The 16,655-nt window shown below is 56.7% G+C and carries 17 protein-coding genes; 2 read left to right on the forward strand and 15 right to left on the reverse strand.

The genetic code is table 11. The features are described 5' to 3' along the window. Nucleotides 1-64: 64 nt before the first annotated feature. The 15 genes from hisP to HFD94_RS14220 all read right to left on the reverse strand — a co-directional run bounded on the left by hisP (nt 65) and on the right by HFD94_RS14220 (nt 14,425). A complete protein-coding gene (gene hisP, locus HFD94_RS14150) occupies nt 65-838 on the reverse strand; it encodes a histidine ABC transporter ATP-binding protein HisP (RefSeq protein ID WP_010258014.1) in 774 nt (257 codons plus the stop codon). Nucleotides 839-846: 8 nt separating this feature from the next. After that, entirely contained in the window at nt 847-1,563 is a 717-nt protein-coding gene (locus tag HFD94_RS14155) for an ABC transporter permease (protein WP_010258010.1), read from the reverse strand. Beyond that, the gene (locus HFD94_RS14160; RefSeq protein ID WP_122889683.1) at nt 1,556-2,245 is read right to left on the reverse strand and encodes a histidine ABC transporter permease HisQ; all 690 of its coding nucleotides are present in this window, start codon (nt 2,243-2,245) and stop codon (nt 1,556-1,558) included. Before HFD94_RS14160 ends, HFD94_RS14155 begins: the two co-directional genes overlap by 8 nt. Before the next feature lie 179 nt (nt 2,246-2,424). Then, complete coding sequence (gene argT, locus HFD94_RS14165; protein ID WP_010258004.1) at nt 2,425-3,207, reverse strand: lysine/arginine/ornithine ABC transporter substrate-binding protein ArgT; 783 nt, start codon at nt 3,205-3,207, stop codon at nt 2,425-2,427. A gap of 259 nt (nt 3,208-3,466) precedes the next feature. Then, nucleotides 3,467-4,036: a UbiX family flavin prenyltransferase gene (locus HFD94_RS14170; RefSeq protein ID WP_010258003.1), complete on the reverse strand. Its 570-nt coding sequence runs from the start codon at nt 4,034-4,036 to the stop codon at nt 3,467-3,469. Nucleotides 4,037-4,148: 112 nt separating this feature from the next. Continuing rightward, nucleotides 4,149-5,666 carry an amidophosphoribosyltransferase gene (gene purF / locus HFD94_RS14175; RefSeq protein ID WP_010258001.1) on the reverse strand — a complete coding sequence of 506 codons (1,518 nt, stop codon included), beginning with the start codon at nt 5,664-5,666 and terminating at the stop codon, nt 4,149-4,151. A gap of 37 nt (nt 5,667-5,703) precedes the next feature. Next, nucleotides 5,704-6,189, reverse strand: coding sequence for a colicin V production protein (cvpA, locus tag HFD94_RS14180; RefSeq protein WP_003854265.1), 486 nt, complete (start codon nt 6,187-6,189; stop codon nt 5,704-5,706). A gap of 265 nt (nt 6,190-6,454) precedes the next feature. Continuing rightward, a complete protein-coding gene (dedD, locus tag HFD94_RS14185) occupies nt 6,455-7,237 on the reverse strand; it encodes a cell division protein DedD (RefSeq protein WP_010257997.1) in 783 nt (260 codons plus the stop codon). Continuing rightward, a complete protein-coding gene (gene folC / locus HFD94_RS14190) occupies nt 7,227-8,495 on the reverse strand; it encodes a bifunctional tetrahydrofolate synthase/dihydrofolate synthase (RefSeq protein WP_062758703.1) in 1,269 nt (422 codons plus the stop codon). Before folC ends, dedD begins: the two co-directional genes overlap by 11 nt. Nucleotides 8,496-8,589: 94 nt before the next feature. Beyond that, nucleotides 8,590-9,504 carry an acetyl-CoA carboxylase, carboxyltransferase subunit beta gene (accD, locus tag HFD94_RS14195; RefSeq protein WP_010257992.1) on the reverse strand — a complete coding sequence of 305 codons (915 nt, stop codon included), beginning with the start codon at nt 9,502-9,504 and terminating at the stop codon, nt 8,590-8,592. Nucleotides 9,505-9,648: 144 nt separating this feature from the next. Further along, nucleotides 9,649-10,311 carry a DedA family protein gene (locus tag HFD94_RS14200; RefSeq protein ID WP_010257990.1) on the reverse strand — a complete coding sequence of 221 codons (663 nt, stop codon included), beginning with the start codon at nt 10,309-10,311 and terminating at the stop codon, nt 9,649-9,651. A gap of 29 nt (nt 10,312-10,340) precedes the next feature. Continuing rightward, a complete protein-coding gene (truA, locus tag HFD94_RS14205; RefSeq protein ID WP_008926481.1) occupies nt 10,341-11,144 on the reverse strand; it encodes a tRNA pseudouridine(38-40) synthase TruA in 804 nt (267 codons plus the stop codon). 2 nt (nt 11,145-11,146) lie between these two features. After that, nucleotides 11,147-12,154, reverse strand: a complete 1,008-nt coding sequence (locus HFD94_RS14210; protein ID WP_010257986.1) for an aspartate-semialdehyde dehydrogenase — start codon at nt 12,152-12,154, stop codon at nt 11,147-11,149. Nucleotides 12,155-12,456: 302 nt separating this feature from the next. Beyond that, nucleotides 12,457-13,590 (reverse strand): 4-phosphoerythronate dehydrogenase PdxB, encoded by a 1,134-nt coding sequence (gene pdxB, locus HFD94_RS14215; protein WP_033772306.1) that lies wholly within the window; start codon nt 13,588-13,590, stop codon nt 12,457-12,459. A gap of 55 nt (nt 13,591-13,645) precedes the next feature. Next, on the reverse strand, nt 13,646-14,425 hold the full coding sequence (locus HFD94_RS14220; RefSeq protein ID WP_010257982.1) for a helix-turn-helix domain-containing protein: 780 nt from the start codon (nt 14,423-14,425) through the stop codon (nt 13,646-13,648). A gap of 97 nt (nt 14,426-14,522) precedes the next feature. Between HFD94_RS14220 and HFD94_RS14225 the strand changes: the two genes are divergently transcribed. Next, the gene (locus HFD94_RS14225; protein WP_010257979.1) at nt 14,523-15,422 is read left to right on the forward strand and encodes a DMT family transporter; all 900 of its coding nucleotides are present in this window, start codon (nt 14,523-14,525) and stop codon (nt 15,420-15,422) included. Nucleotides 15,423-15,604: 182 nt separating this feature from the next. Beyond that, nucleotides 15,605-16,654, forward strand: coding sequence for a flagella biosynthesis regulator Flk (gene flk, locus HFD94_RS14230; protein ID WP_010671443.1), 1,050 nt, complete (start codon nt 15,605-15,607; stop codon nt 16,652-16,654). The last annotated feature ends 1 nt before the right edge of the window (nt 16,655 follow it).

Raw genomic sequence — 16,655 nt, forward strand, 5'->3', positions numbered from 1 at the left:
TTATTCTGCGCAGGGCACGTTACGCCGGTGCCCTGATTCCCTCGCCTTAACTAACATCTAACCGTTACTTCAGCGATCCCTTGAGGAACTGCTGTAAACGTGGGCTTTTCGGACTGCCGAACAGTTCCGCAGGCGGCCCCTGCTCTTCGATTTTACCCTGATGCAGGAAAATGACATGGCTGGAGACGTGACGGGCAAACTCCATCTCGTGGGTCACGACCACCATGGTTTTGCCCTCCTCAGCCAGCTTCTGCATGATGCGCAGTACTTCCCCGACCAGCTCCGGATCAAGCGCCGAAGTGGGTTCGTCAAACAGCAACACCTCTGGCTCCATCGCCAGCGCGCGCGCAATCGACACACGCTGCTGCTGACCGCCGGAGAGGTGAACCGGATATTTTGCCTGTGCCCGCGCATCAATTCCGACTTTATCGAGGTATTTGATGGCACGCTCACGCGCCGCCGCTTTACTCAGCCCCAGCACCTGAATCGGGGCTTCCATCACGTTTTCCAGCACGGTCATGTGACTCCACAGATTAAAATGCTGGAACACCATGGTCAGGCTGGTACGTAACGCGCGCAGCTGCTCTTTGTCAGCCACTTTGAGCTGACCATCTTTGTCACGGACTAAGGTGATTTGTTGGTTATTCACCATGATGCTGCCTTCACTCGGTTTTTCGAGGAAGTTGATGCAGCGTAAAAAGGTACTTTTCCCTGAGCCGGACGATCCAATGATACTGATCACATCGCCCGCTTTAGCAGTTAACGAGACCCCTTTCAGCACTTCATGTTCACCGTAACGCTTATGCAATTCGGTGACGCTTAATTTATTGTCAGCCATAGTTCTACTCAATGCGATGAAGAGGGTTTCACGTGGGCCAGCCAGCGACGTTCCGCCAGGCGGAACAGGCTGATCAACACGTAAGAGATAATCAGGTACAACACAGCCGCCAGACCAAAGGCGGTAAACGGCTGATAGGTTGCCGAGTTAATATCGCGCGCGATTTTCAGCAGATCCGGCACGGTGGCGGTGAAGGCCAGCGCCGTGGAGTGCAGCATCAGAATCACTTCGTTGCTGTAGGCCGGCAGTGCCGTACGCAGCGCCGATGGCAGGATAATGCAGCGATAAAGTTTAAAAGTAGAGAAGCCGTACGCCCGTGCCGCCTCAATTTCACCGTGTGGCACCGAGCGAATCGCACCGGCAAAAATTTCCGTGGTGTAGGCGCAGGTGTTGAGGGTGAAGGCGAGCAGCGTACAGTTCAGACCACTGCGGAAAAAGGCATTCAGCAGTTCAGTGCCTTTCACAATCTCCAGCGTGTACATGCCGGAGTAGAACACCAGCAGCTGCACATAGAGCGGCGTGCCGCGAAAGACGTAGGTGAAGAGCCAGACCGGAAAGCTGATAAACCGGTTAGGGGAAACCCGCGCTATCGCCAGCAGGATTGCCAGACATCCGCCAATGGTGACCGAGAGGATCAGCAGCCACAGGGTGATAGCTACACCGGTAAAACGATAACCGTCAGTCCAGAGCAGCGATTTCCAGTATTCCTGAATAATATCAATCATAACTCGCCCTCTTCACACCCACCGTATAGCGCCGGTTCAGCCACCACAGCACACCGTTTGACAGCGTGGTGAATACCAGATAAATCACACCGGCCACAATGGCGAAGTAGAACGGCTGCCAGGTACTTTTTCCTGCCAGCTGCGTCGCCTTCACCACATCTTCCAGCCCCAGCAGCGAGACCAGCGCGGTGGCTTTCAGAATCACCTGCCAGTTGTTGCCGATGCCTGGCAGCGCGTAGCGCATCATGGCCGGAAACAGAATGCGGCGGAACACCTGCGCGCCGGTAAAGCCAAACGAGGTTGCTGCTTCAATCTGCCCCTGAGGCACGGCCATAAAGGCGCCGCGGAACGTTTCGGTGAAGTAGGCACCATAGATAAAGCCGAGCGTGATGATACCGGCGACCATCGGGTCGATATCAAACTGCGCCATACCCAGCGCATCGGTTATCTGGTTGAGGACAATCTGCAGACCGTAGAAGATCAGCAGCATCAGTACAAGGTCTGGCACGCCACGAATCAGCGTGGTGTAGCCTTCAAAAATCATCGCCAGTGGCCTGCTGCGCGACAGTTTCGCGCCTGCGCCAATCAGGCCCAGCAGCACTGCCAGCACGACGGAAGTGAGCGCCAGCTCCAGCGTCACCAGCGTGCCCCGAAGAATTACATCAGAATAGCCATACAGCATCGAGAGGGTCCTGTCGTGGGGTGAAAACGAAACGCTGCCCGCAAGCGAGACGGGCAGTTTAGCTTTACCTCTCTGTTGCAGATGCCATCCGCCATTAGCGGAAAAGAACCCGATTCTGCACCTGGCAGAACCGGCTCAGACCCGGCAAAACGGACACAGAGGGTAAAGCGACAGGATGGTTAGTCGCCGTACACGTTGAAATCGAAGTATTTCTTCGCAATCTTGTCGTAGGTGCCATCTTTACGCATGTCAGCAAAGGCTTTGTCGATGGCGGCTTTCAGTTCGCTGTCATCTTTACGCAGTCCCATGCCGGTACCGACGCCAAAAATCTTGTCATCTTTCACGGCCGGACCGGCGAAGGCGTAATTTTTACCGACCGGCTGCTTCAGGAATCCTTCGCTGGCCTGCACTTCATCCTGGAAGGCAGCATCAATACGACCGGCATTCAGATCCTGATAGACCAGATCCTGGTTTGCATAAGGCGTGACGTTCACCCCTTTTGGCCGCCAGTTCTGATTGGCGTAAGTTTCCTGCGTGGTGCCCTGCAGCAGACCGATATTTTTGCCTTTCAGGGACTCAATGGTCGGCTCAATTTTCGATCCCTTCGGCGCGACTAAACGCGCGTTAGCGGCGTAGAGTTTTTCCGAGAAGGCGATCTCTTCCTGACGTTTCGCTGTGATGGAAAGTGAGGAGATGATGGCATCAATTTTCTTCGCTTTCAGCGAAGGGATCAGCGCATCAAAGTCGCTCTCTACATAGGTACATTGGGTATGAATACGTTTACAGATTTCGTTAGCGAGGTCGATATCGAAGCCCACTAACTTGCCTTGCGCGTTTTTCGACTCAAACGGTGGGTAAGTTGGATCTGTGCCGATACGGATTGAACCCGGAACCGCCGCGAAGACGCTGGCAGCACTGGATAAGCCCAGCATCAGGGAAAGAGCCAGAACACGCTTTTTCATAGATTACCCTCAAGTGAAGTGCTTTTTGTTATGTGGTTCGTGATGTGTTTGCGCAAAGTAATTTGCATGTTTCATGCCAGTTCTGCAAGTTAACCACGCTGTTAGCGTGATGTCAGACAGGCGAAAACGCTGTGTTTGTGAGGGGAATATAGCAGTGAAGTAAAAGAGAAAAAGCGACGTTGTTAACTTTTGGTGCGTCAAATGCACGAAGAGTGATCCGAGGCGCGCTTATGCACTAAATAAGTGCGCCAGCGGAACTTTATGCACCCTGCCAGCGCGTGAAGAGATCTTCCGATAATTCGATATCAAACTGGTCGATAACCCGGTTAACGGTCTGATCGATCAGCTGATCGATCGTTTCAGGCCGATGATAGAATGCCGGCACGGGTGGCATGATAATGGCACCCAGCTCTGCGGCGGTGGTCATCATTCGCAGATGCCCAACATGCAGCGGGGTTTCGCGCACGCACAGCACCAGCTTACGCTGCTCTTTTAACACCACGTCAGCCGCACGGGTCAGCAACGAGTCACTGTAACTGTGGACGATGCCAGAGAGCGTTTTCATTGAGCAGGGTAAAATCGCCATGCCCAGCGTTTTAAACGATCCAGATGAGATATTTGCTGCAATATCGCGCACGTCATGCACCACATCGGCCAGCGCCTGCACGTCACGCAGCGAATAATCGCTCTCCAGTCCCAGCGTCTGACGCGCCGCCTGACTCATGACCAGATGCGTTTCTACTTCTTCCACCTGCTGCAACACCTGCAGCATGCGCACGCCATAGATCACCCCGCTTGCGCCAGAGATGCCAATGATGAGTCGTTTCATATTCCAACCTTATGTCAGCCAATGGGCCATCATACGCGGCCTGCGGGTTTCTGAAAACAAACAGGGCGGGATTGCTCCCGCCCTGTTTTATGCTGCCCGCCTGCTGAAGGTATCAGCCTTCGTTGTGCAGCTCGAGGTTTTCGACTTCGTTCTGCCGCTGAAGCGCTTTGGCATCATCATTACGCAGCGACTCAAGATACTCCAGATATTGCTGATCGACATCTTTCGTCACGTAAATGCCGTTGAACACCGAGCACTCAAATTGTGCAATGTCCGGATTCTCTTCGCGTACCGCTTCGATCAGATCGTCCAGATCCTGGAAGATCAGCGCATCGGCTTTAATCAGCTGGCGAATCTCTTCCACTTCACGGCCATGCGCAATCAGTTCCGTGGCGCTGGGCATATCGATACCGTAGACGTTCGGGAAACGAATTTCCGGCGCCGCTGACGCCAGATAAACCCGTTTCGCGCCCGCTTCACGCGCCATCTCAATGATCTGCTCTGAGGTGGTACCGCGAACAATAGAGTCATCCACCAGCAGCACATTTTTATCACGGAATTCGGCGCGGTTAGCGTTGAGCTTGCGGCGCACCGCGCTGCGGCGTAACTGCTGGCCCGGCATGATAAAAGTACGGCCAACGTACCGGTTCTTCACGAAGCCCTGGCGATAGGGTTTGTCGAGAATACGTGCAATTTCCAGCGCGATATCGGTGGAGGTTTCAGGAATCGGAATCACAACGTCGATATCGAGATCTTCCCACTCGCGCGCAATTTTCTCACCCAGCTTGGTGCCCATACGAACACGGGCGCTGTAGACCGAGATTTTGTCGAGGAAGGAGTCGGGACGCGCAAAATAGACATACTCGAACAGGCACGGATTGCTTTTCGGATTTTCAGCGCACTGGCGGGTAGAGAGCTGGCCCGCTTCAGTCACATAGACCGCTTCACCCGGTGCAACGTCACGGATGAACTCAAAGCCTAGCGTATCCAGCGCCACACTCTCGGAGGCGACCATATATTCGGTGCGACCATCAGCGATAACGCGCTTGCCCAGCACCAGCGGACGGATACCGTTAGGATCACGGAAGGCGACCATACCGTGGCCGATAATCATCGACACCACCGCATAGGCACCGCGCACCTGCTGATGCACGGCAGCAACCGCAGCAAAGATGTTGTCGGCTGTCAGCGGATCGTTTTGAAAACGATCTAACTCCTGCGCAAAGATGTTCAGCAGGATTTCAGAATCTGAGGTGGTATTAACGTGACGGCGGCCCTTTTCAAACAGGTGCTTACGCAGCACATGGGCGTTGGTCAGGTTACCGTTGTGCGCCAGGGTGATGCCATACGGGGAGTTTACATAGAATGGCTGCGCTTCAGAGGCACTGGAGCTTCCCGCGGTTGGATAACGCGCGTGACCGATCCCCATATTGCCCTGCAGACGCTGCATGTGGCGTGCTTCGAAAACGTCGCTGACCAGGCCGTTTGCCTTTCGCAGGCGAAAACATTTCAGCGCATCGATAGTACAAATGCCTGCGGCATCCTGCCCGCGGTGCTGGAGCACCGTTAACGCGTCATAGATCGACTGGTTGACCGGCATGAAACCGGTGATACCGACAATACCGCACATGTTGTCATTTCCTCATTAAGCCGCACTCCCGGTCACATCACCGGGGTAAAAAACTCGACGTGCTTTTCAGGTAATCAAAAAACCACCTGATTATATAACTGAACTCGGGAATGAGTTGAGACTGTTGCCAGTCCGGACTTTTGGAAAACCCAGTGAATGTATCGAGGAAGAACAGCAAAGCGGCTACGATCAGCACACCACGCAATGCCCCGAAACAGACGCCCAACACCCGGTCGGTTCCCGACAGGCCGGTTTTTTCCACCAGCGTGCCGATAACGTAGTTCACAATGGCCCCCACAATCAGGGTCGCCACAAACAGCACACCGATGGCGATACCGTTACGAACCAGTTCGTCGTCAAAACCTGTAAACCAGACTGCAAGGTAGGCGTAGTAATGACTGGCGACAAAAAACGCGCATCCCCAGGTAACAAGAGATAAGGCTTCACGGACAAACCCACGGACCAGGCTGACCAGAGCCGAAAAACCAACTACCGCAATAATGACGTAATCAATCCAGATCATGAACTCTTCCAGCGCCAGTGCAATTGCACCCCTGCATCCAGTTCGGGGCGCATTCTAACAGAAAAAGAAAACGTTTGCGTAGCGGTTTTCTTTTTCTGCATCCATAAAAAAGGCGATGAAAAAAAACGCTATCGCCCGGGTGATTCTCAGCCGGACAGGCCGTTGAAAATCGTCAATTTTTTTCGCGGCAGCGCGCATTAAACGCGCTGCCTGAGGGGTAAAAGACGCTGCCTGTTACTGCTATCGGCAGCGCCAATCGCCCGTTTTAGCGGGCGCTGTAGGGTTTCACGACACCGCCCAGTCCTGAGATACTTTTCAGCTCGCCAACCGCACTCTGCATTTTGGCTTTCGACGCATCAGGCCCAACGTAAATGCGGGTGATCTGACCCTGTACCGGCGTTGAAGGCACGGTAAAGGCGCGATAGCCCGACAGCCGCAGCTGCGCGACAATCTCATTCACTTTGCTGGCGTTTTTCAGCGCACCTAACTGCACCACATAAGCCTGCCCTGCCGGCGCTGTCGTCTCTGCCGTTTTCGGCGGCTCTTCCTGCTTCGGCTGTTCGACCACTTTAGGCTGTTCAACCGGTTTAGGTTTAGGCTGCTCCACGACTTTTGGCTTCTGCTGTTCGACCGGCTTCTGCTTAGGCTGCTCTGTTACTTTCGGTTTCTGCTGCTCAACGACCTTCGGCTTCGTCACCGTCTGTGCGGGCACAGACTGATGGACCGGCGGCGGCGAGACCACTACCGGATCGCTCTCGTCTTCCGGTTGAGTCCGACCCTGCTCTGCTGTAGCGTTGGTTTTACCGTTGCCATTGCTGCTGCTGACTGCATTGCCCGCGCCTTCCGGCGGCTGTGCCGGCAGCGACTGGGTTACCGGCGGCACCATTTCGCTGTCCTGCTGATCGTCAGGTTTCGGCACCAGCGGAATGGCGGCAAACTCCTCTTTGTAATGCTTTTTCTGACCATCCAGCAGCCCTGGCAGCACAATCACGCCAACGGCGACCAGAATAACGGTGCCGACTAAACGGTTCTGAAACTTACTTGCCACGTCCTTTCTCCGTTTCAATCGATTCCATGACCTGTGCAACGGTGTGGAATGAACCACAGACCAGCACAATGTCCTGCGGCGCTGCCCGCTGGCGTGCCTGCTGCCAGGCGAGCTCAACCGAACTAAAAGCCTCGCCCTGCGAAAGGTTGTTCAGCAGTTGCTCAGCACTGGCCCCGCGCGGACCCTCGAGGGGCGCGCAGTACCAGGCATCGACCACCGGTGCCAGCGCCGCCAGCGTTCCGGCGATATCTTTATCATGCAGCATGCCCACCACGGCGTGCACTTTGCCGCGTTTCGGCAGTGACGCCAGCCGCGACGCCAGATACGCTGCCGCATGCGGGTTATGGGCGACATCCAGAATAACGCGCGGTGATTCGCTGAGGGTCTGAAAACGGCCTGGCAGCATCGCCAGCGGCAGGCTGGCGCGAATCTGCGCCTCACTGACCTCAAGCCCGGAGACCCGCAGCGCCACCAGCGCGGTCGCCGCGTTAGGCAGCGGCACCTGCGGCAGCGGCAGATCGTTCAGCTCACCCGTCGCATCACGCAGTGACCAGCTTTCTGCCTGCGCATGCCACGACCAGTCACGGTTGCGCTGCAACAGCTGCGCACCTTTTTCCTGTGCGACCACGGCAATACTCTGCGGCATATCCGGTTCACCCACTACCGCAGGTTTCCCCGCCCGGAACACACCGGCTTTTTCACGCCCGATGCTTTCGCGATCCGGACCAAGCCAGTCGGTGTGATCGAGCGCAATGCTGGTGACCACCGCGACATCGGCATCCACGATGTTTGTCGCATCCAGCCGTCCGCCGAGGCCGACTTCGAGGATCACGACATCCAGCTGCGCCTGGCGGAACAGATTCAACGCAGAGAGCGTGCCAAATTCAAAATAGGTCAGCGAAATATCTGCACGTCCGGCTTCAATCTCCGCAAAACTGGCGCAGTGCTGCGCTTCACTCAGCTCCTCTCCCTGAACCCGAACGCGCTCGGTATAGCGCACCAGATGCGGTGAGCTGTACACGCCAACGCGGTAGCCCGCGGCGATCAGCAGCGTTTCCAGGGTGCGACAGGTGGTGCCTTTGCCATTGGTACCGGCCACGGTAAAGACAAAAGGAGCGGGTTTCAGCAGGTCGAGACGAAGCGCTACCTGACGAATACGGTCCAGACCCAGTTCAATGGCCTGAGTATGCAGGTGCTCAAGATAATAAAGCCACGTGGCCAAAGGCGACGTGGCTTGGGGAAGGTGAAGATTGTCCATATGTCCCGTTTTGCTTATTTATACCTGGCAGGCTGCTGCTGCGGTATACGGTGCATTGGTAAGAGGTGCTTTGGACGCACCTCTCTATCTCCTGTCAGGCCTCGTTGCTTTCCGATTCAGTCGTCGCCGGAGCGGACTGTTCACCATCATGCAGCGGTGCCGGCAGGTTCATCATTTTTGCCAGCAGGCTTGCCAGTTTGTAGCGCATTTCCGGACGGCGAATGATCATATCAATCGCGCCCTTTTCAATCAGGAACTCACTGCGCTGGAAGCCCGGCGGCAGTTTTTCACGCACGGTCTGCTCAATAACGCGTGGGCCGGCAAAGCCGATCAGTGCTTTAGGTTCCGCGATATTGAGGTCGCCCAGCATGGCAAAACTGGCCGAAACGCCACCCATGGTCGGGTCAGTCAGCACGGAAATGTAAGGCAGACCGCGCTCCCGCATTTTTGCCAGTGCCGCACTGGTTTTCGCCATCTGCATCAGCGACTGCAGCGCTTCCTGCATACGCGCCCCGCCGCTGGCGGAGAAGCAGATCAGCGGGCAGTTATCTTCTAACGCCTGCTCAACCGCACGTACAAAACGCGCACCGACCACTGAGCCCATTGAACCGCCCATAAAGGCAAATTCAAAGGCTGCCGCAACAACCGGCATGCCGTGCAGCTGGCCTTTCATGACCACCAGCGCATCTTTCTCACCGGTGTCTTTCTGGGCCGCGATCAGACGATCTTTGTACTTTTTGGAGTCACGGAACTTGAGCAGATCTTTAGGTTCAAGTTCACTACCCAGCTCAACCATCGTGCCCTGATCGAGGACACTGCCGAGGCGCTCACGGGCGTGCATCCGCATGTGATGGTCACACTTCGGGCAGACCTCAAGATTACGCTCCAGCTCGGCGCGGTAGAGCACCTGACCACAGCTGTCACACTTGGTCCAGACCCCTTCCGGGATACTGGCTTTGCGCACAGGCGTTCCGGTGCTTTTATTAAGAATGCGTTCAATCCAGCTCATTGATGACCTTTCTGTTTAAAACTGACCTGGTCCAGTCGTCTTGATACTGCTGAAAACCGCTTCAGCAGACGGTAAATGTCGCTCATTAAACCACAACCTGTTCAGACTGTGGATAAAAATCTGGTCTTACCCCTGAGCACAGCCTTACGGCTGCTTCTGCTGCTTAGCCTGACGGCGATGACGCCAGACTTCAATCACACCTGGCAGAATCGAGACCAGGATAATGCCCACAATCAGCAGCTTCAGGTTTTCCTGCACCACCGGCAGATCGCCAAACAGGTAGCCGGCATAGGAGAACAGCAGCACCCAGAGCAGCGCACCCGTTACGTTGAACAGCGCGAAGTGGCGATAGGACATATGGCCCATACCGGCAACAAACGGCGCAAAGGTTCGCACGATCGGCACGAAGCGCGCCAGGATAATGGTTTTTCCACCATGACGGGCATAAAACGCATGGGTTTTATCCAGATGGCTGCGACGGAAAATCTTCGAGTTCGGGTTACTGAACAACCTTTCGCCAAACAGGCGGCCAATGGTGTAGTTCACTGCGTCGCCCAGAACCGCGGCCACCACTAATAATGCCACCATCACATGCACATTAAGATCGTTACCCGGCAACGCCGCCAGTGCGCCCGCCACAAACAGCAACGAGTCACCCGGCAGGAAGGGCGTCACCACCAGACCGGTTTCGCAGAACAAAATCAGGAACAAAATAGCGTAAATCCAGATACCGTACTGTGCAACCAGTTCGGCAAGATGCACATCAATGTGCAGAATAAAATCAACCAGAAAATGGAGAAACTCCATGGCGCGCCCTTTTAAGTCCTGAAAGTGAATTAATCCGCGAGGAACAACGGTCCCATCGACGGCTGTGGTAACGCAAAGTGGGATGGGTAATCCACCGCCACCAGATACAACCCCTCTGCCCGGGCTGTGGCTGCGGCTAATGTCCGATCCTTCGCCGCCAGCAGCGTTGCCATCCATGACTCCGGCTTATTGCCGCAGCCTATCTCCATCAGGCTGCCCACGATATTGCGCACCATGTGATGCACAAAGGCATTGGCTTTGATATCCACAATCACGTAGGGACCCTGACGCGTCACGTTGAGGTGAATCACGTTGCGCCACGGTGTACGCGACTGGCACTGCACGGCTCGGAATGAGGTGAAATCATTCTCGCCTAACAAACACTGCCCGGCGCGCTGCATCTTCTCTGCATCCAGAGGATGGTAAAAGTGCGTCACGCCCTGCGCCAGCACCGCCGGACGCAGACGCTGATTGTAGATCAGGTAGCGATAGCGTCGGGCCGTGGCGCTGAAGCGGGCATGAAATTCATCCGGCACCGCTTTCACCCAGCGCACCGCAATATCCGGCGGCAGATTAGCGTTGACGCCCAGCGTCCAGGCGCCATCAGGCCGCTGCGAGGTGGTCTCGAAATGGACCACCTGCCCCGTCCCGTGTACGCCTGCATCGGTGCGGCCAGCACAAAAAATGCTGACCGGATGATCGGCGACTTTCGACAGCGCGCGTTCTACCTTCTCCTGCACGCTGCGGACTTCATTCTGACGCTGCCAGCCGTAGTAACGGCTACCGTCATACTCGATGCCGAGCGCCAGTTTTTGCGTCTGACCATCGGACATGGTTACAGATACTCCTGAACCAGTTTCTCAGCGGTTTTCACCGCCATCAGCGCGCCGCCAAAACGAATGTTGTCCGCTACTGACCAGAACTGCAGCAGCTCCGGGATACCGTAGTCGTTGCGCACAGCGCCGATGCTCAGTTCGCCGTTGCCTGAGGCATCCGTGACCGGCGTCGGCACTTCATCCTCTTCGCTCAGACGAATATCTGACGCCAGCGCCAGTTCGGCACGCGCTTCTTCAGCAGAGAGCGGGCGCAGGTTTTCGATATGCACAATCTGCGCATTACCGTAGAACACCGGAGCCTGTACGCTGCTGACCGCAATCGGTAAGCCTTCGTCCTGCAATACCTTACGCACCTGATCAATCAGGCGACGCTCACTCTCCACGCTGCCTTCTGCGTCGGCCTGTTGTGGCATCAGGTTAAACGCCAGCTGACGACCAAAATGGTGTTCATCGGCCGGAAGACCGTTCAGCAGGCGGGCACTTTCCCCGGCCAGCGCATCGACAGCCACTTTGCCGTAGCTGGAGACTGAGATCAGGTTAGTCACCTGTAAACGACTCAATCCGGCCGCATCCACCAGCGGTTTAATTGCGGTCAGCAGCTGGCTTACCAGGTTATCCGCCACGCTGATGATGTTGCGATTGCGATAATCTGCCAGCACCTGCGGATTCACATCCGGCACCACCAGCGGCACATCGGGTTCCAGCGCAAACAGCTCGCTGCTGTCGATTACCAGACAACCGGCATTGGCCGCTTCCTCGGCAAAGCGCGCCGAGGCGTCACGTCCCGCCACGAAAAAGGCCAGCTGCGCCTGTGACCAGTCGAACGTCTCCGCATTTTCGACCCGCACCGAGCGGCCTTCGAAACGTTTGATTTCGCCCGCGCTGTTTTCGCTGGCCAGCAAATATAATTCACCAACCGGGAACTGGCGTTCCGCCAGCAGTTCCAGTACAGCGTTCCCTACTGCGCCTGTCGCGCCAAGTAGCGCAATATTCCAGCCGTCAGACATGTTGGTTTACTCCAGACAATGACATAAAAACAGAAGGCGGTGATATTCACCGCCCAGGGATTCAGATTTATCCCCGTCGTCTTTCACGTTGCATCTTTGTTGGCTGCGTTCACTCACCCGAATCACTTACCTGAGTAAGCGCATCGGGATTCGTTCTCTTGCCGCCTCAATGCAACCCGAAATCCATTGGGTATATCCCCCCAGAACCCGCCGTCATGCAGACATGCCAGCAGCGCGCGCCTTCCGTTCACTGATTAATTCAGTGCGGAAACCGCGCCAGGGCGCCTGACCTGCAGCGCCCGCTATTCCGGGGAGATGATTGCGTTAAAGCCCAGCTGGTTCAGCAGCTCAGCGGTTGTGGCGTCATCGCAGTTCACCTGCAGCGATGACCACTCGCGGCGCTCCTGATACTGCTTGCGCAGGCGATCAAACTCGCCGGGTTTCGCCGCCACTTTACGCAGGGGGGCATCATCGCGGCGCACATCATACACCAGATGCGCCAGGCGTTTCAGCGTTGGCTGATCCAGCGGGCCATTCAGGGTGATTTCACTGAATTCCGGCACCGGCAGTAAGGTGCTGAGCGGCACCTGCTGCGGCTGACCAATAAAGTCGCACCAGGCTTCAAACACCTGGGTGGTGCCGCGCGCTTTGCCTTCCAGCGTGTAGCCCGCGATGTGCGGCGTGGCGATATCGACCTTATCCAGCAGCGCCAGCGACAGATCCGGCTCCGGCTCCCAGACATCCAGCACGACGCTAAGATCGTGCCGCATTTTCAGCACCTCCAGCAGCGCGCTGTTGTCCACCACCGGGCCGCGACAGGCGTTGATCAGAATAGTATTAGGCTTTAGCGCCATCAGCAGCGCCGCATCCGCCAGATGCCAGCTTTTATACGGGCCCTCTTTAAACAGCGGCGTATGGAACGTCAGAATATCAGCCTGCTCTGTCACGGCCTCCAGCGACAGGAAATCCCCCTCGTCACCGCGATCGGCGCGCGGCGGATCGCACAGCAGGGTTTTGATGCCCCAGGCCTCAAGACGCTTTTGCAGTCGCTCACCGACGTTACCGACGCCAACGATGCCGACAGTGCGGTCACGCAGCTGGAAACCATCGCGTTCCGCCAGCAGCAGCAGCGCAGAAAAAACATACTCCACCACCGCAATGGCGTTACAGCCGGGTGCGGCAGAGAACGCAATGCCCGCCTGCTGCAGCCAGTTCTCATCGATATGGTCGGTGCCCGCCGTGGCGGTTCCGACAAATTTCACCGGCTTTCCTGCCAGCAGGGCCTCATTAACCTGGGTGACTGAACGCACCATCAGGCCATCGGCATCGGCCAGTTCAGCCACCGGCAGCGGACGCCCCGGCACCGCGACCACGTCGCCGGTACGGCTGAATAGCTCACGGGCATAAGGCATATTTTCATCGACCAGAATTTTCACCACGGCTTTCCTGTCAGTTACATATCAGGCAATTATTCTGGCACAAAGCGACGCGTTAGCCTAACCGTGCACGGTAGCGTTCGGGCGTGGTTCCCGCCTGTTGCTGGAACATCACAATCAGCGCCGAAGCTGAACTGTATCCCAGCTCATGGGCGATGCTCTGCACGCTTTCCCCCTGCTCCAGCAGCACAATGGCGCGCAGAAACCGCAGCCGCTGCCGCCACTCGCCAAAGGTCATATGAAGCTGCTGCTGGCAGCGACGCGCCAGCGTCCGTTCGGTGGTAAAGACCCGCGCCGCCCAGCCTGCCAGCGTGGTGTTATCGCCCGGATGCGCTTCCAGCGCATGTAACACCGGCGCCAGAAATTTATCGTCAGAGGTGGGCAGATAACTCTCCTGTACCTGCGCCAGCTGCAGGCGATCGCGCAGCACCTCGCACAGCCGCCACTGCGCATCCGTTTCGGGTTGCTCGATTTGCTGCTCAGCAAACTCATCCATAATGGCATGTGCAATGGGATCGACCAGCAGCAGACAGGCGCGCCGGGGCAGATCGGCGCATAACGGAGCCGCCAGATTAAAAGTACGGAACTGTGCCTGACGATGGTTATAGCTACTGTGAAGCTGACCCGGTGGGATCCAGACCGGAATATCTGCCGGTGTCAGCAATCGCTCACCCTCGACCTGCATCTCCAGTACGTGGCTTTTCACCATAATGAGCTGACCCCAGGCATGCGCATGCGGCAGATATTCGGTGCGGGCATTGGCCTGCTCATAACGCATAAAGTAGCGCAGTTGCGGCGCGTCAAGGGGCGGCTGGTAGATCACTTTCAGGGTCATTATGTCCGCTCCACAACTAATTTTGTCCGATATTAACTATCTGAATAAATCCGGACAAGCGTACACTGCGCCTCATTATGGCGTGTGGAGAGTCAGCATGTTTTTCCTGTACCCGCTCTTTGCGGTAATAATCTGGTCGATCAACTCAATTGTCAGCAAACTCTCGGCGGATGCGATCGATCCGGCGGCAATCTCATTCTACCGCTGGTTACTGGCGCTGCTGGTGCTGACGCCTTTTGTGCTGCCCGGCGTGTGGCGCACGCGTCAGGTCATTAAACCGCACCTCTGGCGGCTGGCGATCCTTGGCCTGCTCGGCATGGTGCTCTATCAGAGTCTCGCCTACTACGCAGCACAAAGTGTCAGCGCACTCTTTATGGGCATTATCGGCGCCCTCATCCCCCTGCTCACCGTACTGCTGAGCGTTGTGATCCTGCGGATTGCGCCGACGCTGGGCATCCTGCTCGGCAGCATCATCTCCTTTACCGGTCTGGTGTGGCTGGTCAGTGAGGGCAACGTGATGCAGCTGCTGAATCACGGTCTGGGCAAAGGTGAACTGCTGATGCTGGCCGCCTCCGCCGCCTATGCGCTGTATGGCGTGCTGACACGACGCTGGGCACTGCCGCTGCCGATCTGGCAAAGCCTGTATGTGCAGATTTTATTTGGCGTCGTTCTGCTGCTGCCTGGTTTTCTGCTGGCCCCCGAGGTGGCGCTTAACCGGCACAACCTGCCGCTGGTGGCCTTTGCCGGTCTGTTTGCTTCGATCATCGCGCCGTTCCTGTGGATCCACGGTGTGCAGCGTCTGGGTGCCAGCACCACCAGTATCTTTATGAATCTGATCCCGGTATTTACCGCGGTGATCGCGGTGATTTTTCTGCATGAGCAACTACACAGTTACCACTGGATTGGCGGCGGTCTGACGCTTGGCGGTGTGATACTGGCGCAGCGGCTGCGTACCCCCTTATCCCGCCGTAAACCGGTGAGCCACCCACAGGCCTGAATAGCGCGGCTGTGGCGAGTGAGGGTGCTGTTGAGGATGGCAGTGAAGAAAGGCTACAGCTGAAGCGTAAATCTCGCGCCGAAACGCATGTCCCCCGTGGGATTTCCCGGGGGCTTTTGCTATCATGGCCTATTCATTTTCCGGCGCACCCCACGCTGTTCTGTTTTCCCAAGGAATCCGCCATGCAACCACTCAGCGGCCCCGGTGTGCCGGTCGGCGATCGTTCATCTGTCAATCCGCAAACTGGCGTAACGCGTCACGGTTCAGTGGCCGGTGAACAGCCCCTCTCCCCTGCGCAGCGCACAACGTTAGAACGCCTGATCGTGCGTATCTCATCGCTCAGTAATCTTAAAGCGCCTGAACTGTGGGCGGGCGTACGCCATGAAGTGGGCGTAAAGAGTGAAGCGGAATTACAGTCGCGTCATTTTCCGGCAGCGGAACAGTACCTTAATGGCCGCCTTACGCAGACGCAAAATGGGCATGCCACACGCCAGCTGATGACCCAGCTCACCGATCTGCTGCCGAAAGGGAATAACCGTCAGGCCGTCAGCGACTTTATCCGTCAGCAATTTGGTCAGACCGTACTGAGCGCGCTGAGCCAGGATCAGCTGCGCCAGGTGCTGACGATGCTGCAGAACGGGCAGATGACCATTCCTCAGCCGCAGCAGATCCGCGTCAGCGATCGCACGCTGCTGCCTGCCGAGCACCATACGCTGAATCAGCAGGTGGTACGCCTGGCCGCTGCCACTGGCGAATCCACCGGTAAGCTGTGGACGGCTGCGCTGAAACTGGTCAACCTCACCAGCGGTGATCCCATCCCGTCGCGCCACTTCCCGCTGCTGACCCAGTATCTGCAGGTGCGCCAGACGTTGAGTCAGCACAGTGCACCGACGCTGCAATTGCTGGAAGCGTCCCTGAAACAGCCGCTTGATCAGCAGGAGCGGCAGCAACTGGAGGATTACAGCCAGCAGCGTTTCCAGGCGACACCGCAGACGGTGCTCACCGTAACGCAGACCCAGGATCTGCTGAACTTCCTGTTCAGCCGGCGCGCCGACCGGGCAGAAAAACTTCTCGAACAGCCGCTGGCTGCCAGCGAGATAAAACCCCAGCCGATCTGGTCACCCTTTGTTGCGTCGCTGCCGCCCGCGATTCAGCCTCTGGCAGAGCGCCCCCTGCTGGGCTTCTTTGTCGCACTGGTCGTCATCACCCTTTTACTCTGGCTGGTCCTCTGAG

It is taken from the genome of Pantoea sp. EKM20T (genome assembly GCF_011800485.1).
GTDB lineage: Bacteria > Pseudomonadota > Gammaproteobacteria > Enterobacterales > Enterobacteriaceae > Pantoea > Pantoea agglomerans.

Excerpts from the sequence above, each read along its gene's own strand:
- purF (WP_010258001.1), bottom strand. The coding sequence starts at position 5,666 with ATGTGCGGTATTGTCGGTATCACCGGTTTCATGCCGGTCAACCAGTCG.
- cvpA (WP_003854265.1), bottom strand. The coding sequence starts at position 6,189 with ATGATCTGGATTGATTACGTCATTATTGCGGTAGTTGGTTTTTCGGCT.
- truA (WP_008926481.1), bottom strand. The coding sequence starts at position 11,144 with ATGTCCGATGGTCAGACGCAAAAACTGGCGCTCGGCATCGAGTATGAC.
- HFD94_RS14200 (WP_010257990.1), bottom strand. The coding sequence starts at position 10,311 with ATGGAGTTTCTCCATTTTCTGGTTGATTTTATTCTGCACATTGATGTG.
- HFD94_RS14170 (WP_010258003.1), bottom strand. The coding sequence starts at position 4,036 with ATGAAACGACTCATCATTGGCATCTCTGGCGCAAGCGGGGTGATCTAT.
- argT (WP_010258004.1), bottom strand. The coding sequence starts at position 3,207 with ATGAAAAAGCGTGTTCTGGCTCTTTCCCTGATGCTGGGCTTATCCAGT.
- HFD94_RS14225 (WP_010257979.1), top strand. The coding sequence starts at position 14,523 with ATGTTTTTCCTGTACCCGCTCTTTGCGGTAATAATCTGGTCGATCAAC.
- HFD94_RS14160 (WP_122889683.1), bottom strand. The coding sequence starts at position 2,245 with ATGCTGTATGGCTATTCTGATGTAATTCTTCGGGGCACGCTGGTGACG.
- HFD94_RS14155 (WP_010258010.1), bottom strand. The coding sequence starts at position 1,563 with ATGATTGATATTATTCAGGAATACTGGAAATCGCTGCTCTGGACTGAC.
- flk (WP_010671443.1), top strand. The coding sequence starts at position 15,605 with ATGCAACCACTCAGCGGCCCCGGTGTGCCGGTCGGCGATCGTTCATCT.
- HFD94_RS14210 (WP_010257986.1), bottom strand. The coding sequence starts at position 12,154 with ATGTCTGACGGCTGGAATATTGCGCTACTTGGCGCGACAGGCGCAGTA.
- folC (WP_062758703.1), bottom strand. The coding sequence starts at position 8,495 with ATGGACAATCTTCACCTTCCCCAAGCCACGTCGCCTTTGGCCACGTGG.
- HFD94_RS14220 (WP_010257982.1), bottom strand. The coding sequence starts at position 14,425 with ATGACCCTGAAAGTGATCTACCAGCCGCCCCTTGACGCGCCGCAACTG.
- hisP (WP_010258014.1), bottom strand. The coding sequence starts at position 838 with ATGGCTGACAATAAATTAAGCGTCACCGAATTGCATAAGCGTTACGGT.
- accD (WP_010257992.1), bottom strand. The coding sequence starts at position 9,504 with ATGAGCTGGATTGAACGCATTCTTAATAAAAGCACCGGAACGCCTGTG.